This window comes from Pontivivens nitratireducens (assembly GCF_011290545.1).
Taxonomy (GTDB): Bacteria; Pseudomonadota; Alphaproteobacteria; order Rhodobacterales; family Rhodobacteraceae; genus Pontivivens; species Pontivivens nitratireducens.
Genome location: NZ_CP049811.1, coordinates 2441020 through 2465377, shown reverse-complemented (window position 1 = coordinate 2465377; position 24358 = coordinate 2441020). Strand labels below are relative to the sequence as shown.

At 61.8% G+C, this 24358-nt stretch carries 20 protein-coding genes; 8 read left to right on the top strand and 12 right to left on the bottom strand.

Annotated features, from left to right (window positions below; genetic code table 11):
* Positions 1-42 precede the first annotated feature (42 nt).
* Complete coding sequence (locus tag G8E03_RS12210; RefSeq protein WP_166194199.1) at positions 43-558, top strand: DUF2231 domain-containing protein; 516 nt, start codon at positions 43-45, stop codon at positions 556-558.
* Here the strand turns inward: G8E03_RS12210 and G8E03_RS12205 are convergent.
* The 5 genes from G8E03_RS12205 to G8E03_RS12185 all read right to left on the bottom strand — a co-directional run bounded on the left by G8E03_RS12205 (position 528) and on the right by G8E03_RS12185 (position 4494).
* Positions 528-1040, bottom strand: coding sequence for a CopD family protein (locus G8E03_RS12205; RefSeq protein WP_166192307.1), 513 nt, complete (start codon positions 1038-1040; stop codon positions 528-530). The two genes, G8E03_RS12210 and G8E03_RS12205, sit on opposite strands and share 31 nt — an antisense overlap.
* Positions 1022-1735 carry a cytochrome c oxidase assembly protein gene (locus tag G8E03_RS12200; protein ID WP_166192304.1) on the bottom strand — a complete coding sequence of 238 codons (714 nt, stop codon included), beginning with the start codon at positions 1733-1735 and terminating at the stop codon, positions 1022-1024. Before G8E03_RS12200 ends, G8E03_RS12205 begins: the two co-directional genes overlap by 19 nt.
* 102 nt (positions 1736-1837) lie before the next feature.
* Positions 1838-2431: a DedA family protein gene (locus tag G8E03_RS12195; protein WP_166192301.1), complete on the bottom strand. Its 594-nt coding sequence runs from the start codon at positions 2429-2431 to the stop codon at positions 1838-1840.
* Positions 2432-2467: 36 nt separating this feature from the next.
* Positions 2468-3826 (bottom strand): sensor histidine kinase, encoded by a 1359-nt coding sequence (locus G8E03_RS12190; RefSeq protein ID WP_166192298.1) that lies wholly within the window; start codon positions 3824-3826, stop codon positions 2468-2470.
* Positions 3823-4494, bottom strand: coding sequence for a winged helix-turn-helix domain-containing protein (locus G8E03_RS12185; protein WP_166192295.1), 672 nt, complete (start codon positions 4492-4494; stop codon positions 3823-3825). Before G8E03_RS12185 ends, G8E03_RS12190 begins: the two co-directional genes overlap by 4 nt.
* Before the next feature lie 163 nt (positions 4495-4657).
* Here G8E03_RS12185 and G8E03_RS12180 point away from each other — a divergent pair, with 163 nt between their 5' ends.
* Both G8E03_RS12180 and G8E03_RS12175 read left to right on the top strand, forming a co-directional pair.
* A complete protein-coding gene (locus G8E03_RS12180; protein ID WP_166192292.1) occupies positions 4658-5758 on the top strand; it encodes a trypsin-like peptidase domain-containing protein in 1101 nt (366 codons plus the stop codon).
* 164 nt (positions 5759-5922) lie between these two features.
* Entirely contained in the window at positions 5923-6885 is a 963-nt protein-coding gene (locus G8E03_RS12175) for a YihY/virulence factor BrkB family protein (RefSeq protein ID WP_166192289.1), read from the top strand.
* Here G8E03_RS12175 and G8E03_RS12170 read toward each other — a convergent pair.
* The 4 genes from G8E03_RS12170 to G8E03_RS12155 form a co-directional block, all read right to left on the bottom strand.
* Entirely contained in the window at positions 6873-8423 is a 1551-nt protein-coding gene (locus G8E03_RS12170; RefSeq protein WP_166192286.1) for an alpha-amylase family glycosyl hydrolase, read from the bottom strand. The genes G8E03_RS12175 and G8E03_RS12170 overlap by 13 nt on opposite strands.
* Before the next feature lie 84 nt (positions 8424-8507).
* On the bottom strand, positions 8508-9362 hold the full coding sequence (locus G8E03_RS12165) for an SDR family oxidoreductase (RefSeq protein WP_166192283.1): 855 nt from the start codon (positions 9360-9362) through the stop codon (positions 8508-8510).
* Between the two features lie 73 nt (positions 9363-9435).
* Positions 9436-10260: an alpha/beta hydrolase fold domain-containing protein gene (locus G8E03_RS12160; protein ID WP_166192280.1), complete on the bottom strand. Its 825-nt coding sequence runs from the start codon at positions 10258-10260 to the stop codon at positions 9436-9438.
* Positions 10260-11042 carry an SDR family NAD(P)-dependent oxidoreductase gene (locus G8E03_RS12155; protein WP_166192277.1) on the bottom strand — a complete coding sequence of 261 codons (783 nt, stop codon included), beginning with the start codon at positions 11040-11042 and terminating at the stop codon, positions 10260-10262. Before G8E03_RS12155 ends, G8E03_RS12160 begins: the two co-directional genes overlap by 1 nt.
* A gap of 615 nt (positions 11043-11657) precedes the next feature.
* Here G8E03_RS12155 and G8E03_RS12150 point away from each other — a divergent pair.
* Together G8E03_RS12150 and G8E03_RS12145 are read left to right on the top strand one after the other, a co-directional pair.
* A complete protein-coding gene (locus tag G8E03_RS12150; RefSeq protein ID WP_166192274.1) occupies positions 11658-19013 on the top strand; it encodes an Ig-like domain-containing protein in 7356 nt (2451 codons plus the stop codon).
* 12 nt (positions 19014-19025) lie between these two features.
* Positions 19026-19820 carry a transferrin-binding protein-like solute binding protein gene (locus G8E03_RS12145; RefSeq protein WP_166192272.1) on the top strand — a complete coding sequence of 265 codons (795 nt, stop codon included), beginning with the start codon at positions 19026-19028 and terminating at the stop codon, positions 19818-19820.
* Between the two features lie 78 nt (positions 19821-19898).
* On the opposite strand, the gene arsC is transcribed toward G8E03_RS12145, so the two are convergent.
* The 3 genes from arsC to G8E03_RS12130 are packed head-to-tail and all read right to left on the bottom strand — an operon-like array spanning position 19899 to position 21728.
* Complete coding sequence (gene arsC, locus G8E03_RS12140) at positions 19899-20318, bottom strand: arsenate reductase (glutaredoxin) (RefSeq protein ID WP_166192269.1); 420 nt, start codon at positions 20316-20318, stop codon at positions 19899-19901.
* Positions 20315-21382 (bottom strand): ACR3 family arsenite efflux transporter, encoded by a 1068-nt coding sequence (arsB, locus tag G8E03_RS12135; RefSeq protein ID WP_166192266.1) that lies wholly within the window; start codon positions 21380-21382, stop codon positions 20315-20317. The genes arsC and arsB overlap by 4 nt, the downstream gene beginning before the upstream one ends.
* A gap of 10 nt (positions 21383-21392) precedes the next feature.
* Entirely contained in the window at positions 21393-21728 is a 336-nt protein-coding gene (locus G8E03_RS12130) for an ArsR/SmtB family transcription factor (RefSeq protein ID WP_166192263.1), read from the bottom strand.
* A 350-nt stretch (positions 21729-22078) separates the two neighbouring features.
* Here G8E03_RS12130 and G8E03_RS12125 point away from each other — a divergent pair, with 350 nt between their 5' ends.
* The 3 genes from G8E03_RS12125 to G8E03_RS12115 all read left to right on the top strand — a co-directional run bounded on the left by G8E03_RS12125 (position 22079) and on the right by G8E03_RS12115 (position 24336).
* The gene (locus tag G8E03_RS12125) at positions 22079-22903 is read left to right on the top strand and encodes a manganese catalase family protein (RefSeq protein ID WP_166192260.1); all 825 of its coding nucleotides are present in this window, start codon (positions 22079-22081) and stop codon (positions 22901-22903) included.
* A 30-nt stretch (positions 22904-22933) separates the two neighbouring features.
* Entirely contained in the window at positions 22934-23494 is a 561-nt protein-coding gene (locus G8E03_RS12120; protein WP_240910340.1) for a DUF2383 domain-containing protein, read from the top strand.
* Positions 23495-23745: 251 nt separating this feature from the next.
* Positions 23746-24336 (top strand): hypothetical protein, encoded by a 591-nt coding sequence (locus G8E03_RS12115; RefSeq protein WP_166192257.1) that lies wholly within the window; start codon positions 23746-23748, stop codon positions 24334-24336.
* Positions 24337-24358: the final 22 nt, after the last annotated feature.

Below are 24358 nucleotides of genomic sequence, written 5' to 3'. Positions count from 1 at the left end.
AAGCGTTGTCAGACCGAGGATAAGCCGAAAATGCGGGGCGACATGGCGACGGAACAGGATGACAAGGAAGTGGATGACCTGATCGACCCGATCAGTGAATTGCCGGGATTCGAGGAGACGGAATCGCGCATCGCCGTTCTGGGGCACCCCATTCACGCGATGTCGGTCGCCTTTCCGGTGGCGCTGACCTTCTGTGTGCTGGGGGCCGATATGCTCTATTGGTGGACGGGGGATGCGTTCTGGGCGCGCGCCGCGCTGTGGGCCGCGGGAACCGGATTCCTGTTCGGAATGCTCGCCGGTTTGTCCGGCACGGCGGAGCTGTTGCTCGTCTCCGGCATCCGGGCGCGGGCGCCGGCATGGACACATTTCATCATCGCGGTGACGCTTCTGGCGCTGCTGGGGGCGAACTGGGGATACAGGCTCTACGGTTACGAACAGGCCGTCCTGCCCTATGGACTGATGCTGTCGGGGCTGTGCGTGTTGGTGGTCAGTTTCACGGGTTGGCATGGCGGTAAGCTCGTTTTCGATTATCGGCTGGGCACGTCGAAGGGAAGTTGACCGCCGCGCGGTTCGAGCATCCATTGGGGAAAGTCGATCCAGTGAAATCCCGGCTTGGCCAGCACGAGGCCCAGGATGACGATCACAGGCACCAGAACCGCCGCCAGCGGCAGCACCGCGCGGGGCGGATCATAGCGAGCGGGTTCCTCGGCCGTTCTGACCAGCAAATTGCCGGTCCAGACATGGGCCACGACCAGAAGGCTTACGAAAACCAGCTTTGCGAACATCCATGGCACAAAGGCCTCTCGCAGGAAGATCAGCCATGTCCCGGCGATCACCGCGATGACGGCGGCAGGCGTGACGCATAACGTATAGGTCAGGTGGGTGGCGCGGCGGATCAGCCGATAATCGTCCATCATCACGGACCGATCGCTGCGGGCCAGCATCAACGGCATTGCCAGCAAACCGCCGCACCACAGGGTCAGGGCGGCGATGTGCACGATCTTGAAGATCGGTATCGTTGCTACGATCCAGTCCGGCACGCCATATCCTCCTTCAGCCGACCCCAACTGCGACGCGCCAGCAGTGCGGCAATCGCGGCGTAGGGAACCCCCGCCGGCACCCACATGATCAGCCCCCCCAGTTGCTGATCGCGCAGCGGCGTCAGGCCCCAGTCGAATGGGGCGATGGAATGCGCGGCATACAGCGCAGTGGGGGCGAATGTCAGCACGGCGCCCAACATGCCCATTTGGGCGAAGCTGAACAGGACGAAGAGGAAACGTTCGACCGGTGAGACTTCGGCGGTATAGACGGCTTTCCAGAACCAGATCGCGCTGCCCAGCAGGCTGAGCTGCATCAGCCAGTAGACTGCTACGTTGGACAGGGCCAGATCATAGGCGACCGGGTGATGCCAGAGCCACAGGATGATTGTCGACACGGCGAAGGGCAGGGCAACGCCACTCCGGACCCGGTGCTGCGATACCAGCGCCAGCAGCGGCGCGGCCCCGACGATCAGGATGACATGGTGCACCACCCGGGCGGAAAACAGTGCCGAGGACAGGGCGCAGAGCGGCGAGACGAATGCCAGGAACAGCAGCGCCACCGCTGCGATCCCGGCAGGTTCGCGGCGAAGGGTGACGCCCAGCCCGACCAGTGCGAGGAGCAGGACCGGGTCGAAGTTCCAGCTGCCCCAGATCTCCTGCGGCAGTGGCGCAGGCCCACAGTAGATCGCGTTCATCTCGACATACTCCCTTGCTGCCGCTCAGGGCCGCACCGTTCTGGACAGCCTCCACATTATACCCTGCGCGTTGTCCGAACCCGCGCATTCCCCGCGAGAAGCCTAACGCGATTGCCGGATCACCCGAAAGATATAGTAGCCGACAATACCCACAACGATCATGGTGGAGATCGGGTTCAGCCAATCCGCCACCTTCTCATATTGCGATTCCAGCAGATAGCCCGCGTAGGCCAGCAAGGTCGTCCAGATCGCGCTGCCCAGGGTGGTAAAGGCCAGGAACGGCACGATCGGCATCCGCGCAACCCCGGCGGGCACGGAAATGAAGGTCCGCACCCCCGGCACCATCCTGCCGAAAAACACGGCACGCCAGCCGTAATCGCGAAACCAGCGCGACGCGCCGTCCACGTCCTCGGGCGAAAGGGTCAACCACTTGCCGTGATCGCGAGCGAATCTCTTGAGCCGCTCCTCGCCGATGCGCAGGCCGATCCAGTACCACAGCACCGCGCCCGCCACGGATCCCAGCGTTCCGGCCAGGATCACAGGGATCAGCGCCAGTGTCTCCTGCGCTGCCAGATACCCGGAAAGGGGCATGACCAGCTCGGACGGGATGGGAGGAAAGACGTTCTCCGCGAACATCAATCCAGCGACACCGACATATCCAGCCCGCCCCAACAGCGATACGATCCAATCAAACATGCGGCCTCTATAAGTAGTTTCCTTCGACTACTCCGCTCAGCTAGTCCGGGTCGGGGGGAAGGCCAGTTCGACGCGCAAACCCGGCATGGCATCGTGCAGATGCACTGTCGCGCCGTGAAGGGTGGCGATGCTGGCGACAAGGTTCAGCCCCAGACCCGCCCCCGGCGAGGTTCGACTGCGATCCATGCGGTAGAGACGCCGCAGGACCAGTTCACGCTCCGCCTCGGGCACGCCGGGGCCGTTATCCGTGACGCTCAGCACGATCCGGTCCCAGCTGCGGTTCAGTTCAACCCGAACATCCGTGCCCGCAGGCGTGTGGCGCAGGGCGTTCTCGATCAGATTGGCGAGGGTCTGCGCCAGCAGGTGCCGGTCGCCGGTGATCGTCATGCCGCTGGCCGGGGTGTAGTGCAGCCTATGTCCCGCATCGGTTGCGGCAGGTTCGTAGAGTTCGACAATGGTCGCGCAGACCCGGTCCAGATCGACCGTCTCAAAGCCTGCCTTGGGCGATCCCGTCTCGATCCGGGCGATTTGCAGCAGGGCGTGAAAGGTCGCGACGATGCCGTCCAGTTCGGCGTTCGCCTTGTCCAGCAGGTCACGCGCGGTGGCGTCGAGGGGCCCGTGCTCTGACAGTTCGGACAGGTGGACCGCGACCCGCTGGATCGGCGTCTTGAGGTCGTGCGCAATGTCCGAGGAGACCTGCCGGATCGCCGCGATCGACGATTCCTGCGCGCTGGCCATCTTGTCGATCCGCGTGCCGATGGTCGCCAGATCCTGCGGCCAGTCCGGGGCAGGGCAGACACGAGCCTCCAATTCGCCGCCCGTCAGCTTGTCCAGAGTCCGCGCGATGGTCGAGACGTGCCGCGCACTGCGTCGGGCCAGGGTCAGGCCGATGCCCAGTGCGATCAGGATCGTCGGGATCAGGCTGAGGCCGAGAACCCGCAGGAATGCCTCTCGCAGGGCGTCGATCTCCGCCAGGGAACGGGCGATGGTCAGCTGCCCGCCGCGAAGCGAGGTGGTCAATGCCATGTACTGTCCCTCGATCTGCGGGTCGCCGGAAATATCGGTCACGATATGATAGCCTTCGTCGTCACGTGCGATGACGGCGTTGCCGTAATGGCGGCGGTCCGGGCCGATATAGCTGAGCACCATGCGCGCCGGATCGGTAACGCGGGCCTCCGCCTCCACCAGCTGGGACAGGGCCGAGGGGCCGGGGGCTGCGCGAAAACCGGCTATGTCCTGTCGCAGGTCGGCGCGTATCGTCTGATCGAAGGAGCGTTGCGTCACCAGATAGGTCGCCCCCAGGCTGAGCAGGCTGACGATGGTAAACACCGCCACCAGAACCAGCGCGAGGTGGATCGGCATCGAGCGAAATATCGCGGGCAGGCGCCGGTTCATGCGTCGATCCGGTAGCCCGCGCCGCGCACGGTCTGGATCAAGTCGGTGTCGAAGGGGCGGTCCACCTTTGCCCTGAGGCGGCTGATATGCGTCTCCACCACATTCGTCATCGGGTCGAAGCTGATGTCCCAGATCGCCTCAAGCAACATGGTGCGGGTCTGTACCCGGCCCTTGCGACGCAACAGATGTTCGAGAATGGCGAATTCACGCGGCAGCAAGGATATTTCATGGCCCGCCCGGATCACGCGGCGGCTCAGCAGGTCCATCGTCAGATCGCCCGCATGCAATGTCGTTTCCTGCGCCACCGTCGGGGCACGGCGGGCAAGGGCCGCGACGCGGGCGGACAGCTCACCAAAGGCGAACGGCTTCACGAGGTAATCGTCGCCACCCGCCGTCAGCCCTTCGATCCGATCCTCCACACTGCCCAGTGAGGTCAGGAACAGCACCGGTGTCCGGTTTCCAGCCCCGCGCAGGGTCTTGACCAGCGTCATGCCGTCGATCTGCGGCACCATGCGATCGACGATCAGCACATCGTATCCGACGCTGGTCGCCTGGATCAGCGCATCGCGGCCGTTCGTGACCAGATCAACGGTATGGCCTTCCTCACGCAGACCGCGGGCGATGTAGGTGCCCGTAGTCTCGTCATCTTCGACCACCAGCAGTTTCATGGGCAGATCCCCTTCGGTTGCGCCATAGATTTGCCCGTCGGGGCACAATGGCAAGGGTATGGACGGCAGCGCGGGCAATCTTACAAATCTGTATAGGCGTGCGCATGTTCCTGTCAGGCGGAATGCCGAATTTGGTTTCATCGCATTCAGTCAGGAGTATGACATGAAACCTATTGCACGCAATTCAGTCTCGCTCGCCTTTGCGGCGGCCATCGTATCCTCGACCGCGCTGGTGCCGTCGGTGGCCCTCGCGGTGCCGGCCGGCGGCTATGCCGATCTGGTCGAGCAGGTGTCCCCCAGTGTGGTGTTCATCGAGGTGACCGGCACCGCCACTCCCGTCGATTACAGTCAGGCCCTGCCCGAGGGGATGCCGGACGAGCTGCGCCGCCGGTTCGAGGAACTGGTGCCCAAGGGCGGCGAGCAAGGCCCGCGCAGTGGTCTGGGATCCGGGTTCATCATCTCGAATGACGGGCAGATCGTGACCAATCACCACGTGATCGACGGCGCACAACGCGTAAGCGTGACGCTGAGCGACGGGCGGGAGCTGGACGCCACCGTCATCGGCAGCGATCCCCTGACCGATATCGCGCTGTTGCAGATCGAGGCGGAGGCCGATTTGCCCTTCATCGACTTCGGCAGCTCGGCGCAGATGCGCGCGGGGGATGAGGTGTTCGCCGTCGGCAATCCGTTCGGACTGGGCGGGACGGTCACGTCGGGCATCGTGTCCGCGACCTCGCGTAATATCAACAGTGGCCCGTTCGACGATTTCATCCAGACCGACGCGGCAATCAACCGGGGCAATTCCGGGGGACCGCTGTTCAACGATGCAGGGCAGGTCGTCGGCGTGAACACCGCGATTTATTCGCCTGATGGTGGCTCCGTCGGTATCGGGTTCGCGGTGCCGTCCGATCTGGTGCAGACCATTGTCGCGGATCTGGAGGATGACGGCACCGTCACGCGCGGTTGGCTGGGCGTGCAGATCCGCCCGATGACCGAGGAGGTCGCCTCGGTCCTGGGCTATGACGCGCCGCGCGGCGCGGTGGTCGAGGCCGTGATGCCCGACAGCCCCGCAGCCAAGGCAGGTCTGGTGGACGGTGACATCATCCTGTCCTTTGACGGTACGGATATCGAGGAGCTGCGCGACCTGACCCGCGCGGTGGCCGAAACCGCGCCGGATGCGGATTCGCAGATGACGGTCCTGCACAAGGGATCGGAAAAAACCTACGAGGTCACGATCGGAACCCTGGACGCAGAAGAGGCGTAAACGGACCCTGTAATCTGCCTTGCAATTGACTTGGCAAACTGACCTGGCAAACCGGCCCTGGTGGAGCGATCCGCCGGGGCCGTGCCTATTTGCACCTCGGACTGGACGGTCCCGTCCCGCGACCCAGATCAATACGGAAACGTATGGGAAGGGCCAGACCGCAAATGACCACCGGAACCGAGAATCGCGGCCGCCAGGCCAAAGCTCCCACCGCTATCCCTCTGAAGGGCTGGAAGGATATCGCCCTTCGCGTGAAGGACAGGGTCAAGTCGGATCATGTCGGCCTGATCGCTGCCGGGGTGGCGTTCTACGCCTTGCTGGCGCTGTTTCCCGCGCTCACGGCCCTGTTGGCTGTGTCCGGCCTGATCGTGGAGCCAGCGCAGGTCATCGACCTGATCGACGACCTGTCCGCGGTGATGCCCCGGCAGGTCGCGGAGATCATCATCGCGCAGGCGCAACAGGTCGCAGGCTCGGAACAGGCCGGTCTGGGGCTGGCCACGATCCTGGGTATCGCCCTAGCGCTGTGGTCCGCGTCCAAGGGGGTGGCCAGCCTGATCGAAGGGCTGAATGTCGCATATGGTGAAGAGGAAAAACGCGGTTTCATCAAATTGAAACTGCAAACGCTGCTGTTGACCCTGGGCCTGATCCTGGGCGCGATCTACGCAGTCGTCGCGATGATGGGTGTGCCGGCCGTGCTGTCCTTCGTCGATTTCGGGGCGATCACCGAATGGCTGATCGCGGGGATCGGCTGGGTCATATTGATCTGCCTGATGATCGTCGGACTGGGCGTGGTCTACAGCTATGGTCCGTCGCGCGATCCGGCGCATTGGCGCTGGTTGAGTGGGGGGGCCATAGTGGCGGTTCTGATCTGGCTGGCCGGCTCCATCGCATTCGCGTTCTATGCTGCGAATTTCGGCAGCTATAATGAGACATTCGGCTCGCTGGGCGGTGTTATCGTGCTGCTGACATGGTTGTGGCTATCGGCCTACATCGTGCTCATGGGGGCCGAACTGAACGCCGAGATCGAGGCCCAGACCCGCCGCGACACCACCGTCGGCAAAGCCGAGGCGATGGGTGAGCGTGGCGCGGTCAAGGCCGACAATCTGGGTGAGGCCTATCCCGAATAACCTTTGCGCCACACCACACCGCTGCGGCGGGGCAGGGCGCCGGGCGTCAGTGGTTCAGTGCTCAGAGCAGGGTGCGCATGGCCGCAGGGCCGTGCGCTGTCCGTCAGGTTCAACGCAAAGGTGAAATCGCCGCGCTGGATGTGCAGCACGTCATTGACGATGGCAGTGTCCACCGGACCCTCGGGGTCGAGGCTGCGGCGCAGGCGCAGTGCTTCGATCCAGAACGCACGGGTGCCGTCCGGTCCCTGTTCGGACAGTGCGATGTCGTCCAGCCCTTGCATCGGCAACCAGGGTGTCCCGGTGGTGAAGCCGTAATTCGGCGCGTCCGCTGACCACGGATAGGGTATTCGCGCGCCCTCCCGATCTGGCGGTACCGGCCAGAACAGCCGGTCGAACGGATCTGAGATCTCGTTCAGTTTCAAAGCGGCCTGCGGTTGGCCCAGTTCCTCCCCCTGCCAGATTATCAGCGGGCCGGGCAGGGCGGCGGACAGCAGTGCCAGCAATTTCGCATCGCGTGCGGAGCCGTCGCCGGTTCGGCTGACGGCCCTCGGCTGATCGTGGCAGGACAGGCAATAGGTCAGTCCGCATCCTTCGCGCCGATGCCGCGTGATCAGATCGCAAACCGTTTGCGCCGTTACCGGATTGACCATCAAATCCACAGTATAGCTCGCATCCAGCCGGTCCGGGGCGGTAAATGCGCCCGACAACTCGACCGAGCGGTTGCCGGAGTTCACCTCCCCCAGCAACCAGGCATCCGGGCCGGCCCACTTGCGCAAACTCTCCGCGAAGGCGGCACCGTCGCCGGGCAATATGTCGTAGAGGTGATCCTGAAAACTGTAGAGATTCTCGGGCCCGGTGGCGTTGCGATCCTGAACCTCCTCACTGGCCGGGGGATTGTCCTTCATCGACAGGTCGAACAGGTAGGAGTTCACCGCGTCGAAGCGAAATCCGTCCACGCCGCGCCCGCGCCAGAACGCCACGATGGCCTGCAATGCGTCCTGAACCGAGGGGTGACGCAGGTTCAGGCTGGGCTGGCAGGACAGGAACTGGCGCAGATAGAATTGCCGCCGTACCGGATTCCACGTCCAGGCGGGTTCGCCAAAGAAGCTCAACCAGTTGTTCGGCGGGCTGCCGTCAGGCTTTGCATCGCGCCAGACGTACCAATCGTGCATATCCTCATCACGGGCTATGCTGGCCTGAAACCAAGGGTGCTGGTCGGACGTGTGGTTGAACACCAGATCGACCATGACCCGCAGGTTCAGTTCGTGGGCGCGCGCCACCACAGCATCGAAATCGTCGAGGGTTCCGTATCGCGGATCAACCTCGCAATGGTTCATGACATCATATCCGCCATCGACCATCGGGCTGGTATAGAACGGAGCCAGCCAGATGGCATCGACGCCCAGCTGCGCGATCGCCTCCAACCCCTGAACGACACCGCGCAAGTCGCCCTCGCCGGTGCCTGTGCTGTCCCGGAACGACCGGGGGTATATCTCGTAGATGCTGGGATGCAGGGGCCAGTTGGCGCGGGGTGTCATGCAAGGTCTCCTTCACGCCGATCGCGCAAGAAGAAGGGGCCGGTGTCGCGGCCCCTTCGTGCAGGTATTCGATTGGACTCGGCCTCAGGCCCCGACGACCATTCCACCATTCGGGTGCAATGTCTGCCCGGTGAAGTAGCTGCCATCCGAGGATGCGAGGAACAGGAACGCGGTCGCGACCTCCCACGGCTGGCCCGGGCGGCCCAGCGGCGTGCCGGAGCCGAAATCCTCGACCTGCTCCGCCGGCATCGTGCCGGGAATGAACGGTGTCCAGATCGGGCCCGGCGCGACGGAGTTCACCCTGATCCCCTTATCCGCCAGATTGGCCGCCAGCGAGCGGGTGAACGCCAGCGATGCGCCGCGCGATGTCGAATAGGCAATCAGAGATCCCATGCCCGCAAACGCGTTCACCGACGACGTGTTGACGATGGCGTCCCCCTTACCCAGATGCGGCAGGGCGGCCTGAGTGGTGAAGAAATACGACATCACGTTGCTGTCCATCGTGCGGCGCAGGGTTTCCTCATCCAGATCGGTCAGGTCCTCGTCCAACCATTGCTGGGCACAGTTGTTGATAAGGACGTTGAGCTTTCCGAATGCCTGCACGGTCTTTTCGACAGCTTGGGTCGCGTGGGATTTCCGGCCCAGATCACCGGGGATCAGGATTGCCTCTGATCCCTCAGCCTCAACCAATTCCTTGGTTTTCTCCGCGTCCTGATGCTCATCGAGATAGGCAATCGCGATTTTTGCGCCCTCGCGCGCGAAAAGCACGGCGACCGCGCGGCCGATGCCACTGTCGCCGCCGGTAATCAGCGCGACCTTGTCCTTCAGCTTGCCCACGCCGGGATGGCGGGGGGCATAGTCCGGGGCGGGCTTCATCTTGTGCTCATCCGCGGGCATGTGATCCTGCGACTGGGGGGGAATGTTCGGGGCGTCGGTCATGAAAATCCTCGTTCGTTAAATGCCTTGGTCAACGGTCTGGGTGGGGAGTGGTTCCCGCTGTTCACGCCGCGCGTCAGGGTGACGCGGCATGAATGTGGCGGGCGATCCGGTCCAGCGCCTCCGCGCCCTGGGGCAACGCGTCCGGCCACAGGGCGTGCATATGCATCAGACCCGGTGCGATATGTGCCGATACCTGCACCCCCGCCGCCGCTGCCGCCCGCGTCAGGATCAGCGTGTCGTCCAGCAGGATCTCCGTGCCGACCGCCTCCACATGCAAGGGCGATAGCCCCCGCAAATCCGCCAAATGTGGTGAGGCTTGCGGATCGTCATCGCCCAGTTCCGGTGCGACCATCGCCCATAGAGCGGCATCCTTGGCCCCGTCATTCATCGCATCCCCGTCACGATCACGGGTAAGGCAGCTTCCCGTCCGGTCCGTGTTCGGAGAGATCAGCGCCAAGGCCCTCGCCCGCCCCGGCCGTGCCAGCGCGGCATTCAGCGCCAGATGTCCCCCGGCACTGTCACCGCCCAGCGCCACGGAATTGTCGAGGTCATCCAGAACCGCGAGCGCGGCGTTCAGCGGGGCGGGCCATGTGCACTCAGGCGCGCAAGGGTACGCGGGCAACAGCACCTGCACGTCCCGCGATGCTAGATGCGCCGCCATGACGCGGTGGGTGTCCGGGCTGCCCAGAACGTAACCACCGCCATGAAACCACACCAATGCCGGAGCGCTGGCGGCACCGACGCGCAATGTGTCGATCCCGCCGATCGTCGTCCAGGTGCCTGTTGACGGTTGAACGCCCGCGCGGGCGATGAAGCCCTCACGCTGCTCGGACAGGGTATCGCCCATCGGACATGCGTCGATATGCGCACGCAGCGACGCCTCATCATGGGGGCGCATCAGGTTTCGATCGACCCGACGGAGCCACCGTCCACCCGCCAGTTCGCACCGGTGACGAAGCTGGCGCGTTCCGAACATAGCAAGGCAATGACGGGGGCGACTTCCTCGGTGCGGCCACGGCGTTTCAAGTTCAGATGCGGGCGCTCTTCCTCCAAGAAACTCTCGATCGCCTCATCAACGCTGACGCCCAAATCCTCGGCCCGCTTTTCCATCATTCCGTCGGTCATAGGTGTCTTGATAAAGGCGGGGGCGACGCAGTTGACCAGAACGCCTTCACCGGAATGGGCGAGGCTGATGGATTTGGAAAAGCTGAGCAGCCCCGATTTCGCGACATTGTAAACAGTCTCGTCAGCATAGGGTTGGGCGACATTCTCGGACGTCACGAAAACCATGCGCCCCCATCCGCGCGACCGCATGGCCGGGCCTACATGTCGAACCAGACGCACGGCGGACATGAAATCTATGTTCCAGGCCTCGTCCCAGTCATCGTCCGACATGGTCATCGGATCGCCCTTGGCCCCTGTAACACCGGCGGCATGCACGAAAATGTCGAAATCGGTTCCGACCTCCGCGATGAAATCGTCCGCCCCGGCTCTGCTCGACAGATCGGCGGCCACGGCGCGGGCGCCCAGCGGGGCGGCTATGTCGCGAAGCTTGTCCGCGTCCAGATCGGTCAGCGTCAGATCGACACCCTCTGCCGCCAGAACTTTCGCGGTCTCATGCCCGATCCCACCGGTCGCACCGGTAATAAGGGCGTGGCGTCCGTCGATCTTCAAATCCATGTTTGCAATCCTCAAGTCACTGAAATCTGTTGCGCAAAAACGTACAGAACAATCACTCAGACACCTGACGGTTCCGTGCCGTGATGTCGCGGGGCGATGAATACAGATGAAGAGCACAAGCGCGGCCCCCTCATTCCGGGTGACAACCACGCCTGCGATATGACCGTCTGGAAAGCGACGTGCAGGTCGCTGCGCCCCCGCGCTCAGGGCCATTTCCAAGGTAGGCAAAGTTGAAATGGGCGGCGATTCAGCCTGCTGTCAGACCAGGGATTTGAAATGTGAAATGCAGACGCGCGGTCAAGCGCAGAGCGACAGTCCCCCTCCAGAATACACCGTTGTTAACGGTCTGAAATTTCTTGAATAGCTACGGAGTTTTCGGCGTTAGGCGCTTTCACAAATACCGATCATCGAATGGGTGTGCTGGTTATTTTGCCTGCCCGGGCAGGTTTCTGAATTTGCAGACAAAAGATGGAATTTTTTGTGAATTCCGAAGGGTAGAGAAAATGCAGCTTGCCCAAAAGATCAAATTTTCGGTATCTTGCGCGCAGAAACAGACGGGTTTTGGCAGCTTGCCACGCGAACACGTCGCAGTAATGAGTCTACGGAGAATTTGTCATGGCCACACCCGCTGAACCGGTAATCCTGGGTTTCTTCTCCGACACGGGGACTAGTGGCGATAACGTTACCGCCTCGCGGACGTTGACGTTCTACGGAACGGGAACGCCTGGCGCATCCCTTGAGATTATGGATTCTGGTCCGGACGGAAGAAGTGGTGTGGGAACCCTTGGGTATATCGGATCGATCCCGGCCAACGGACAATGGAGCGTTACCGTCGGGCAGGGGGGCGACTATCCTCAGGGGTCCGATGGCGTGCTGGTCGATGGTACATATTACGTACAAGCCGGGTCGCGGGATGGGCTGGATGCCTCATCCCGCGGACCGGCGCTCGTCCTGACCGTGGATGGCCCGGAAATGTCTGCGGTTGATCTGACGGCGGGCTCCGATACCGGAAGCAGCTCGAGCGACAATTACACCGCCGACAGCACCCCGACCGTAGAATTCACCGCCGGCCTGGGTGACACGCTGGAAATCGACTGGGATGACGGGCGCGGTTTCGTGGCGGCGGGAACCGGCACAGGCGCATCGCAGACGGTAACCATCGATCAGGCGTATCCTGTCAGTTCCCCCAAGACGGAGAAGACCATTCAGGTCCGTGCAACCAAGGAAGGCGTCAGCACGACCGAGCAGATCGAAATCACCCTTGATCGGGAGACGAGTCGCCCCACCTGGCAGCTGGCGACTGATTCCGACAGCGGCAATTCCAACAATGATGGGATCACGCGTGTCGCGCAGCCCACCATCATCGGCACGGCGGAGGCTGGCGCAACGATCGAGATCCGATTGACCAATGGTTCCGGCCCGGCGTTGGCCAGCACCGTTGTCAACGGGGATGGAACCTACGAGGTGCAGTTGCCCAGTGCGCTGGGCGATGGAACATATCCGCTATCGATCCGCGCTCAAGATCTTGCCGGCAATTCTTTCCAGTCGAATTCGGCAGGATTTACCATCGACACGACGACCGCGACCCCCAGTGTCAGCGGGTTCACCAACGATACCGGCGCGGCGGATCAGATCACGACGGATGCCACGCCGCGATTCTTCGGCACGGCGGAGGCTGGTTCCACGGTCGAGATCTTCGTCGATGGCGTGTCGGCCGGAACGGTGAGTGCAAACAATTCCGGACAGTGGTTCTTCCAATCAGGTACGCTTGCGGCTGACGACTATGTCGTAACCGTGCGGGCGACCGATATCGCCGGCAACGTGTCCACGTTGTCGAGCGGATATGACATAAGCATTATTCCTTCGGTAACCGAAACGCCCGTCGTCACCGGTATCAGCAACGACAGTGGTACGGATGGTGACGGCATCACCAACGATCCCACGCTGACGGTCAATGGAACGGCGGCTGCGAATTCATCCGTGCAGATTCTGTTGGACGGCACGGTCGTCCAGACGGTTTCTGCGAACGCTTCCGGTAACTGGTCGGCCGTTCTGCCATCGGCCCTGGCGGATGGAAGCTACGAGATCACCGCCATTGCCCAAAGTTCGGGGCTGAACCCTTCGGCTGAATCCGCTGTATTCGACGTTGAGGTGGACACGGTCGCCCCCCAGATCCCCACTCTCGACCTTCGGACGACCTCCGATACCGGGCGGAATACCGCAGACGAGATTACCAACGGCTCTTTAATTCAGTTCGATATCACTGGCGAACCCAATTCCACTATGGAATTCCTCAAGAATGGTGGGGACCCATTTGTGTTGTCGCCTGGTCCGACCGGTGAAGCGGTTTTAACGGCGCAATATCCCGAGGGCACGGCTACATATTCCATCCGATCAACGGATGCGGCCGGAAACGTGACCATTAGCGAAGGGCTGACTGTCACCATTGATCGAACGGCACCCAACGCGCCCGTGATCGAAGGGTACACGGACAATACCATCATCGGTGAGTCTGGCGCGGTCGCGTCCCGTTCCGTCACACTCACCGGCACATCCGAACCGGACGCTTTGGTGAGCGTCGTGGATGGGGACAACATCGTATACGCTCAGGCCATAGCCGATTCCGAGGGCAACTGGTCCGCCACTGGTGGGGATTTGGCAGACGATACGTATCTGTTCAGCGCCCGTGCCGAGGATCTGGCCGGAAACATTTCCGAACTTGGGGATGCAACGAGCGTAACGCTGCGGCTCGATCAGACGAATTCACCGATCATCACCGGAATTGCGCAGGACACGAACGGGGCGGATGGCGTGACCAGCGACAACACGCTGATCGTGTCCGGTACGGCAACTGCAAACGCCACGGTCGAGGTCTTCCTCGGCGGGGTCTCCCTCGGAACCGTCGTGGCGGACGAGGCGGGGGCATGGTCCTTCGACTATACCGGCACCACGTTGAGCGATGACGATTATGTCTTCACCGCCACAGCGCGGGATTCCGATGAACTGGTGTCCGAGGTCTCCGATCCTTTCGACGTTACGGTGGACACGACTGCGCCCGTGCCCCCGACCATCGACCTGGTCACGGCATCCGACAGCGGCGATGGCACCGACAATCTTACCAACGATGCCACCCCCACTCTATCCGGCGCGGGCAATGCAGGCGACACCATCGAAATCTTCGACGGGACGACCTCGCTGGGAACGAGCGTGGTTGCGCCGAACGGCATTTGGTCCTTCACGCCCCTCGATGCGCTGAGCGAGGGGACGAAGAGCTTTACCGCCGTCGCCACCGACACGGCGGGCAATGTCAGCGCGGCCTCTGCCGTGTTGTCGGTCGAAATCGACGTGACACCGCCGGCAAACCCGGTCGTGACCGGCATATCCGATGATACCGGAATTGACGGGGATGGCGTGACGTCGGACGGGGTATTGGTCGTATTCGGTACGGCCGATCCGCTGACCGAAATCAGAGTGGTCATGTCTACGCCGAGCGGTTCTTTCTGGGGCGTCACCACGGCGGATGCGTCTGGAGACTGGTCCCATGACTTTTCCAGCACGATGCTCGAAGGTGAAGTTCTGGTGATTGACGAAGGGCTTACCCAGATCGACGTCACCAGTTTCGACCTGGCGGGCAACTCCTCCATTTCCGAGACTTTCACCGTTACGCGCGATGCCACGCCCCCGAATGCCCCCACCGTTGCGCTGGATAGTGCCAGCAACAGCGGCTCTTCGCAGGATCTGATCACCAACAACACGACCCCGCTTTTGCAAGGTGAAGCGGACGCTGGCGCCCTCATCGAAATCCGTCAGGGTGAGGCCCTGCTGGGTTTCGTCGAGGCGGATGAGAGCGGTGCTTGGGCGTTCAGGACCTCCGAACTGTCCTCCGGCACCCACAGCTTTGACGTCGTGGCGGTGGATCTTGCTGGAAACACTTCCACCACGGCTGTTTTGGAAATCGAGATCGACACCACCGGGACGCAGGTTCCGCTCCTCGATCTGAACGTGAATTCCGATACTGGGGCCTCCACATCCGACAACGTCACCAATGAGAACCAGATCACTCTGACAGCCACGGTTGAGGGTGCGCAGAATGTAAGGTTCCTCGCTGGTGAGGCTGAGCTGGGCTTCGGCGTCGAGGGTCCGGCAGGCGTGTGGACCCTGACCACGGACGCGCTGGCCGATGGCGTATACTCCATCACTGCGGAATCGAGCGATGTCGCGGCGAATTTGGTGACATCCGCGCCCGTGGAAGTCACCATCGACACCGCGCGCCCTGACATGCCGACCATCGTATTGGACGCGGGCAGCGACACCGGAGAGGACGACAACATCACCTCGGACGCCACCCCGACATTCAGCGGCACGGCGGAGGCTGGCAGCGTTGTCACTCTGCTGGCGCGGTCCGGCGGGGAAGGCGAGATCCAGCCACGGGCGCCTTTGCCGATGCTGGAACTTGGTGAGGTCGAGGCTGACGGTTCAGGTGAGTGGAGCATCACCTCCTCCGACTTGCCGGATGGCGATTACACGATCTTTGCCGTTTCCACCGATCTGGCGGGCAACGCCATATCCAGTGAAGAGGTTTCGGTGACGATTGACACGGTCGCGCCGACCGCGCCGACGATCGATCTGAACCCGGTTGCCGATACGGGCGCGTTCTCCGACGATAATATCACCAGCGAAACCGTTCTGGGGCTGAGCGGGACCAGCGACCCGAACACGACCGTGCTGATCTTAGACGGCGACGTTCAGGTCGGCTCCGTTCCGGTCGGTGTGTCGGGCACCTGGACCTTTGCGTATTCCGAGGTCGAGGAAGGATCCCGTGTTCTGACCGCACGGGCCGTGGATGTGGCAGGCAACAGCGCGACGTCCAGCGAATTGACGGTCACGGTGGACCTCACACCTCCGACGGTGCCGACCCTGCGTCTGGATGCGCAAAGCGACAGCGGTGCCGACAATTCCGACAACCTGACCAACGATGCGACACCGACATTCTCCGGCACGGCCGAGGCGGGAACGACCGTCGTCGTTACCGTGACCAACCTGATGTCGAAGACCGCTATCGAACTGGAGCCGGTTGTCGTCGGAGGGGACGGCACCTGGTCCGTCAGCGTTGACGAGGATCTTGTCAGCGGACCCTACGACATTTCCGTCACGTCGACCGATATCGCGGGCAATACCGTGTTCGGCGATTCCATCGCCATGGAAATCGACTTGTCTGCACCGAATGCCCCGCTTATCACGTCGCTGTCGGACGATAGCGGACCTGCGGGCGACGGGATCACCAACGACAACACGCCAACCCTTGAAGGTACGGCAGAGCCGGGCGGTTCCATCGTGATTTCGCGCGATGGCATGGAGGTCGATACAGTTCCCGTCGATGCAAGCGGCAATTGGACCTTTACCAGCGACCCTCTCGCCATCGGCACGTACCTGTTTACCGCCAGCGCGGTGGACATGGCCGGAAACCCGTCCGCTACCGTCGCCAGTTATCCGTTGGAAATCGTGCCTTCTGTGGGCGGTGTTCCCACCATCGTTGGCATTACGGAGGACACCGGCATCTCCACCATCGATGGGGTAACCAGCGACACCACGCTGACTGTTCGCGGCACCGGCGTGGCCGATGAACAGGTCACCGTCCTGCTCGACGGCGTGCCAATTGGCAGCACCACGGTCGATGCGGAAGGTCAGTGGAGCCTGGACTACGAGGCGCAACTGGCCGACGGCGATTACCTGCTGACCGCCACGGCCATACCGGAAGGTGGCGAAGTCTCGGTCGCTTCCGATGCCTTCGCAGTCACCGTGGATACCATGGCACCTGTCACCCCGGTGCTGGAGCTTGCCAGTTATTCGGATACCGGCCTCGACGATAACATCACCGTCGTGACGACACCTGTTGTTTTCGTCGCGGCGGAATTCGGCACAACCATCGAGATCTTCGCTGACGGTGTGTTGGTCGATAGTTTCGCGGCGATGCAGACGGGTCTGACTCAGTTCACCGGCCTGAATCTGCATGAGGGCGTAAACGAACTGTCAGCCATCGTGACCGACGTTGCGGGCAATGTGTCCGAGGCCGGAACACTGAGCGTGCTGGTGGATACCGTTGCACCGGCCGCGCCGGAAATCGACCTTGCCACCGCATCGGACTCGGGCGCATCGAATACGGACAACGTGACCAATATCGCGGCCCCCACGATCGAAGGTACGGGCGAGGCAGGCGCCACCATCATCCTGCGCGCGGGGGAAACGGTACTGGGCACAGTGGTCGCGTCCGAGGCCGGCACATGGAGCTTCTTCTCACCACAGTTGGAGGAGGGGCTGAATACGATAAATGTCTTCGCGCAGGATATTGCCGGCAACTTGTCGGAGCAGTCGAGCCTGAACGTCACCATCGACACGGCGGCCCCGGTTGCACCGCCGGTGATCGGCGGGCTTACCGCAGCGACGGACTCCGGGGTTGCCGACGGCATTACCAACGATTCCACCCCGGTTATCGCGGGGACCGCCACGGCAGGTTCCTTCGTTCGGGTCCAGATCGGAGAGGGGCAGCCCTTCGACATCGCGGTTTCGCAAACGGGCGAATGGTCCTTTGAGCATTCGCTGGGCGAAGGCACCTTCGATATCACGGCATATGAGGTCGATCTGGCCGGCAATCTCAGCGTGAGCGCGGATACCTTCAGCTATACCGTGGACCTGACTGCGCCCGACGCACCGAGCATCATGTTCCTTTCCGAGGATACGGGTCTTGACGGTGACGGGATCACCAGTGATGACACACCCACCCTGAGCGGCACCGCCCTGGAAGGGGAGGTGGTGACGATCCTGCGCAATGGCGTGGTTGTCGGCACGGTTGCCAGCGTTGCGGGGCAGTGGACCTTCACCTCCGTCGCGCTGGCGGATGGCGATTATACCTTCACCGCGACGGCGACCGATGCGGCCGGCAATATCTCGACCGTGTCCGACGGGACCGCCATCACCGTGGATACGCAAGCAGCCGCTGCGCTGACGTTCGACAACTCCAGCGTTGATGAGAATGCCGAAGGCGGTACGCTGGTCGGCACGGTGCAGACCAGCGAAACGGTCGAGCTGACACTGACCGACGATGCCGACGGGCGCTTCGTTCTGAGCGGGTCCGATCTGCTTGTCGTGGAGGGGGCCACGCTCGATTACGAGGAGCAGGTCAGCCGCGACGTTACCGTGCAGGCCACCGATCAGGCAGGCAACGTGACCGTCACCACGCTGACGGTGCAGCTCAATGATATCGAGGAGACATTCGGCGGCGAAGCTGGACCCGAGTTGATCTATGGCGATGCCGGCGACAACACGATCAATGCAGGCGATGGCGACGATACCATCTTCGGTGGGGCAGGTGACGACACCATCGTCGGCGGCACCGGTAATGACTCCATCAATGGCGGTGAGGGGAACGATGCTCTCGGCGATGCCTTCGGCAACGATACGATGGATGGCGGAGCCGGGGACGACTTTCTGTACATGGTCAGCGGCGACAACGAACTGTACGGCGGTGAGGGTGACGATCTGCTGATCGGTGGCTACGACACAGACAACATGCAGGGCGGTGCCGGCAATGATGTGCTGCGCGGCGATATCTCGACCTTCCTGTCCGGCAACGACACCTTGCGCGGGGGTGAAGGCGGCGACCTGCTGGAGGGCGGTGGCGGTTCCGATCAGTTCATCTTCACCACGGGCGACGGCAACGACACGATCGGCATGCTGGATATTGATACCGCCGCCCGTACCGCGATTGTGAGCGGTGCCGATTTCGACAGCGGAGTGGACCAGATTCTCCTCATCGGATTCGGCTACGTAGATGCGGCGGAGGCGTTCAGTCACGTCTTCGACGTGGACGGCGTCGCAACCTTCGACGATCAGGGCACGACGATCACCTTCGCAGGGCTGACTGCGGCCGACCTCAGCGTGGATGACTTCGCAGATGACTTCTTTCTTACCTAAAGGATATTGACCATGACGATCCGTCCCGTATTCGCGCTGGCTGTCCTGTCCCTCGGCGGGCTGAGCGCCTGTTTCGATGGCAGCGGCCCGCGCTATGTCGAATTTGCCTCGCTCACCTCCAACCGTGTCGATGCGCTGAACGCGCAAAGTCTGAATGTGAGTGCGCGCACGACCGGTCAGATCACAGGTGAGCTGGACCGGCAGGCGGATACTTTCGATCTGGACGCCGAAAGCGGCACCATCGACGTGTCGCGTACCACGGTGACGCTCAATGGTGGCGGCACCATCGATCTGACCGGAACCACTGAATTCGCCCGTTTCTTCGAATCACAGCCAAGCGGTGGCGATACCACGACCGGCGTTGTCGGCGTTCCCACCATTGTGGGGGATGTGCCGGGCGGCGGCACGGCCACGTATAGCGGTGTTTCGGAGGTTGCAATTCAGGACGGGTTGGCGCTCTACGATCTGAACGGCACCATGGAGGCGACGGCTGATTTCAGTGCCGGAACGCTTGATGTGACCTTCGACAATTTGGGGGGGCAACGGCAAGATTTCATCTTGGGAACCAGCAACGTGACGGACGTGGCGACCATTACCATCAGCGACGCCATGATCTCGGACAATACGGTATCGGGCGGCACCTCAACCCTGACAAGCGCGACGATCAATGGCGGCGGTGGTTTCAGCGGAACCCAGACCACCAGTCACGAGGCAGGCTTTTATGGCCCGCGTGCCGATGAAGTCGGCGGTGTGCTCTATATCGATGACACGTCTGTTCAGGTCTTCGGTCAGTATCTGGGCGACTGACCTTTCAGTCTGCAACCATCTTGGCGGCGTCCTGGCGGGTATCGCGCAGGGCGCCGTATTCGTATTAGACGCGACTCCTCAGTCAGGGTTGTTGCGCGCGGCTGCGGCGGGTGGGGCGTTCTTTTTCACCAGTGGATCCAATGGCGGGTTGTCCAGAAGCTCCAACACAGTCTCGCTTGGACGACACAGCCGCACGCCTTTGGGGGAGCAGACGATCGGGCGGTTGACCAGAATCGGATGGTCGATCATCGCGGTCAGGATCGCTTCATCACTGACCGAAGGATCGAGCAGCCCCAGATCCTCCGCCGGAGATTTCGTGGTCCGCAGGGCCGTGCGGGGCGTCAGATCGGCGGCAGCAAACAGCGCCAGAAGCTGCGGCCGCGTCCAGCCCGTCCTCAAATATTCTATGATCACGGGTACCTCGCCCGAGGCCTCGATGATTGCCAGCACGTTGCGCGAGGTTCCGCAATCGGGGTTGTGATGAATGACGATGCTCATGACGTGCCCCCAGCCTTTGGAAACCAGTGCTGCGTCCGGTTGGCGAAGGCGACGAGTGACAGCATGACCGGCACCTCCACGAGGACGCCAACCACCGTCGCCAGCGCCGCCCCCGAGCCGAGGCCGAACAGGCTGATCGCCACCGCCACGGCCAGTTCGAAGAAGTTGGACGTGCCGATCAGCGCGCAGGGCGCGGCCACGTTGAACGGGATCCCCCACGCCCGCGCCGCGCCATAGGCCACGAAAAAGATGCCGTAGGACTGGATCAACAGCGGCACAGCAATCATCGCGATGACAAGCGGACGGTCGAGAATGACCTCCCCCTGAAACCCGAAGAGCAGCACCACCGTCATCAGAAGGCCGATGATCGAGAACGGCTGCACCCGCGATTTGAAGGCATCGACCGCAGCCTCTCCATCCTTCGCAACAAGGTGCCTGCGGGTCAGATACCCGGCGATCAGCGGCAGCAAAACGTAGAGGCCGACCGACAACAGCAGCGTATCCCACGGCACGACGATATCCGTCACGCCCAGCAGTAACGCCACGATCGGCGCGAAGGCGAAGACCATGATCACATCGTTCACGCTGACCTGCACCAGCGTGTAGGTCGCATCGCCGCGGGTCAGGTTCGACCAGACGAACACCATCGCGGTGCAGGGCGCCGCCCCCAGCAAGATCACGCCCGCCAGATAGGCCTGCGCATCATCCGGCGGGATCAATCCGGCGAAAACATGGTTGAAGAACAGCACGCCCAGGGCCGCCATCGTGAAGGGCTTGATAAGCCAGTTCACCACCAGCGTCACCACCAGCCCCTTCGGCTTGTCTCCGACATGGGAGAGGGAGCTGAAATCCACCCCGACCATCATCGGATAGACCATCGCCCAGATCAGGATCGCCACAGGCAGGTTGACGGAGGCGATCTCCAGCGCGGCCAGGGCGCCGAAGAGACCTGGAAAGAGATTGCCCAACAGCAGCCCCGCCCCGATGGCGAGCGCGACCCAGACGGACAGCCAGCGTTCGAAAGTGCCCAGCCCGGCCGCGGCGGGAAGCGAGGAGTCGTTCATGGCAGTCTTCCTATGTTTGGGGACAGGCGATCAGGTCGATGACAGGTTGGCAAAGCTCAGGACGCCCGGCGCAGCAATCCTCCATCAGGAACGCCAGCAGACCGCGCACGCCGTCCATATCCGCGAAATAACGGATGCTGCGGCCCTGCCGCACGCTCCGGATCAAGCCGGATCGCGCCAGGATCGAAAGGTTGGCGGACATGGTGTTCTGACGAACGCCAAGGGTATCGCCAACCTCACCAGCGGACATGCCGGTTTCGCCCGCCTTGATGAGCAGCCGAAACACATCCAGTCGTGTTGACTGGCTAAGCGCGGCGAAGGCGTCGAGGGCGTTTTGGCTATCCATATATCGAGAATTATAGATATGATTGGCCGGCGTCAAGCGGGCAGCGTCAGGCCGCGACTGTTCATCGCCCGCGCAAGACACCTATCTATTGATAACTGCGGCGAAAAGCTGATCACGCCCGGTCAGCTCATGATTGTGATTTTCATTGGCATTCCCGGAGGTACGACTCCGCATTTTCAGCGTCCTTCGCACCATAGGGGGGCAGACGCATCTTGCGCCCTAAAGCAGGTCAGCAGTCTGAAGCATTGCTCATCACGAATCGGAGAGCGGAACGAATCCAAGCGTCAAGGGTTTCCCCACTGTCAGGCAATTTTTCAGTATTTTCAATATGACAACTCATGGAGCCAATGATGTTTCACCATTCCAGCAAGCTGCAATACCAGGTGCGCGTTGATACACCCGATCCCCAGTTCGCCAAATTTCTTCAGCAGGCCATCGGCGGCGTCGAAGGCGAAATTCGCGTTGCGATGCAGTATTTCTTTCAGGCCATGGGCGCGCGTGGCGATGACAAATATCGTGATATGCTGATGATGACCGCAACGGAGGAACTGTCGCATATCGAATTCCTCGGCCATGCGGTCGCGCTCAACCTCGAAGGTGCGCCCCTCACCGTTCAGGAGGAGGCAGCGAAGGATCCGATCGTCAACGCGATCATGGGGGGTGCCAACCCGCGCCACATCCTGTCCTCGGGCCTGTCCGCGATGCCGGTGAATTCCAACGGTGTGCCCTTCGACATGAGCCATGTTTACGCCACGGGGAACCTCGCCGCCGATATGCTGGCCAATGCGACCGCTGAGAGTGGTGGCCGCGTGCTGGCCTCGCGGCTTTACAACATGACTGAGGATACGGGCATGAAGGACATGCTGTCGTTCCTCATCGCACGCGACACCATGCACCAGCAGCAGTGGATGGCGGTCATCGAAGAACTGGGCGGAATGGAGTCTCAGTTGCCGATCCCCAACTCGACCCCCAAGGAGCATGAAGCGACCGAGCATTCGTACTACTTCCTGAACACCTCGCTTGATGAGCCGACACCCGAGGGCCGCTGGACATCGGGCCCATCGCTGGACGGTCGCGGCGAATTCAGCAAGCGCGACAAGCCCGAGCCCCTGGGCCAGAAGCCCAGCCTGGGCAAGGCCCGTCCGCATTCAGGCACGCAGACGGAACAGCAGTAATCGCACGGAGGATCAGCTATGCCTACAACAGTGGGAACAAAGGATACCGTCGAGGACCTCATCCGCAATCTTCTGACGCTGGAGCACGATGCGATCGCAGCCTATGACAGTGCGATCGAACGGCTTGAGACCTCGGATTACCGGGAGCAGATCGGAACTTTCCGTCGCGATCACGAGACGCATGTGGCAGATCTGAGCCGCATCGCGAGCGGCATGGGCGTCGTTCCCCCTCGGGAGGGCGACATGAAGCAATGGCTCACCACGGGCAAGGTCGCACTCGCCGGTCTGGTCGGGGATGACGCCATCCTCAAGGCCATGAAAACCAATGAGGACGACACGGTAATGGCGTATGAGCAAGCCTTGAAAAACACCGTGGCGAGTGCTGATTTGCGCCCGGTGTTGGAAAAGGCCTGTCGGACGAACGCCGCCATCGCGCCTGGATGGAAACGACCAGTTGATATCCGACGCGGCACCCATGAAAAGGCCGATGCGCAGTCCGCATCGGCCTTTTTTAATGCGTCGAACCTTGGGATTAACGCCCCATTTGGTGACCGCGTTCAATGGTCCTTGACTGCCTGCCGTCGCCCATAGACGGCGTGGCAGTCTTGGCGGTGCCGCTGTGGTGACTTCCCTCCGATCAGTGGTCAACGGTTGCGGCCCTGTGCGAACATCCCTGACAACCCATCCTCAGTGCCAAGGGCAACTGACCCCGGTTTGCGTTCACCGACGCAGCCGGGGCATTTTTCGTTCATAGCCGTTCATCGCAGCTAGCGTCGGGACGCAAACCATCGCAATCTATGACGTAGCGGGTAAGGTATCGCCGGGACAGTCGGAGAATTTACATGGAATGGGTTTTCATCATTGGTGTGGTTTTCATCGTATTGGTTATTTTTAGCGTCAAAGCAGAGAACAAGAAGAACAAAATCAAAGTAGAGCAAGGCAATGCATATTCGGCAGATATTGAAGCCGCTAAGCAAAGCCTTCTGACCAGTTCTGAAACCGCATCTATGCCAGTATTAAGCGCAGCCGACTACGGGTATCGCCCTGTCGCAAAAGAGAACTTGCTTGCGGTGCAAGACGGCGCAACCCGAATGGAAATGAAAAGCACAGGCCGTTACAAGACCGGCGGAACGTCAGTGTCTATACCAATTGTGAAAGGGGTTCGCTATCGCGTCGGTTCTGGCAGCATTCGCACTGAAAAGTCTTGGCAGGCAACCGCACGCGGACGGCTAATGGTCACAGATAAAGCTGTGGTCTTTGAAGGCAGCGAAAAGAACGAACGTATCACATGGACGCAAGTGGCAGACGTAGAGTTGTTGATTGACGGCTTCACGATTTCCAAGCGCAGCGGCCCGCCGCGCACCTATCAAGTTGCTTCCCCTGACCCGAAGTTCGCGGCTGTGGTCGAACTCATGCTGTCACGAACGGCCTAGGTCTTCACGTCTTCGTGTGTGT

Bases quoted from the DNA above. Each gene is read 5' to 3' on its own strand.
- G8E03_RS12145 (WP_166192272.1), top strand. From the start codon at position 19,026: ATGACGATCCGTCCCGTATTCGCGCTGGCTGTCCTGTCCCTCGGCGGG.
- G8E03_RS12155 (WP_166192277.1), bottom strand. From the start codon at position 11,042: ATGGATTTGAAGATCGACGGACGCCACGCCCTTATTACCGGTGCGACC.
- G8E03_RS12150 (WP_166192274.1), top strand. From the start codon at position 11,658: ATGGCCACACCCGCTGAACCGGTAATCCTGGGTTTCTTCTCCGACACG.
- G8E03_RS12170 (WP_166192286.1), bottom strand. From the start codon at position 8,423: ATGACACCCCGCGCCAACTGGCCCCTGCATCCCAGCATCTACGAGATA.
- G8E03_RS12115 (WP_166192257.1), top strand. From the start codon at position 23,746: ATGGAATGGGTTTTCATCATTGGTGTGGTTTTCATCGTATTGGTTATT.
- G8E03_RS12185 (WP_166192295.1), bottom strand. From the start codon at position 4,494: ATGAAACTGCTGGTGGTCGAAGATGACGAGACTACGGGCACCTACATC.
- arsB (WP_166192266.1), bottom strand. From the start codon at position 21,382: ATGAACGACTCCTCGCTTCCCGCCGCGGCCGGGCTGGGCACTTTCGAA.
- arsC (WP_166192269.1), bottom strand. From the start codon at position 20,318: ATGAGCATCGTCATTCATCACAACCCCGATTGCGGAACCTCGCGCAAC.
- G8E03_RS12125 (WP_166192260.1), top strand. From the start codon at position 22,079: ATGTTTCACCATTCCAGCAAGCTGCAATACCAGGTGCGCGTTGATACA.
- G8E03_RS12130 (WP_166192263.1), bottom strand. From the start codon at position 21,728: ATGGATAGCCAAAACGCCCTCGACGCCTTCGCCGCGCTTAGCCAGTCA.
- G8E03_RS12180 (WP_166192292.1), top strand. From the start codon at position 4,658: ATGAAACCTATTGCACGCAATTCAGTCTCGCTCGCCTTTGCGGCGGCC.
- G8E03_RS12175 (WP_166192289.1), top strand. From the start codon at position 5,923: ATGACCACCGGAACCGAGAATCGCGGCCGCCAGGCCAAAGCTCCCACC.
- G8E03_RS12195 (WP_166192301.1), bottom strand. From the start codon at position 2,431: ATGTTTGATTGGATCGTATCGCTGTTGGGGCGGGCTGGATATGTCGGT.
- G8E03_RS12190 (WP_166192298.1), bottom strand. From the start codon at position 3,826: ATGAACCGGCGCCTGCCCGCGATATTTCGCTCGATGCCGATCCACCTC.
- G8E03_RS12210 (WP_166194199.1), top strand. From the start codon at position 43: ATGGCGACGGAACAGGATGACAAGGAAGTGGATGACCTGATCGACCCG.
- G8E03_RS12165 (WP_166192283.1), bottom strand. From the start codon at position 9,362: ATGACCGACGCCCCGAACATTCCCCCCCAGTCGCAGGATCACATGCCC.
- G8E03_RS12200 (WP_166192304.1), bottom strand. From the start codon at position 1,735: ATGAACGCGATCTACTGTGGGCCTGCGCCACTGCCGCAGGAGATCTGG.
- G8E03_RS12160 (WP_166192280.1), bottom strand. From the start codon at position 10,260: ATGCGCCCCCATGATGAGGCGTCGCTGCGTGCGCATATCGACGCATGT.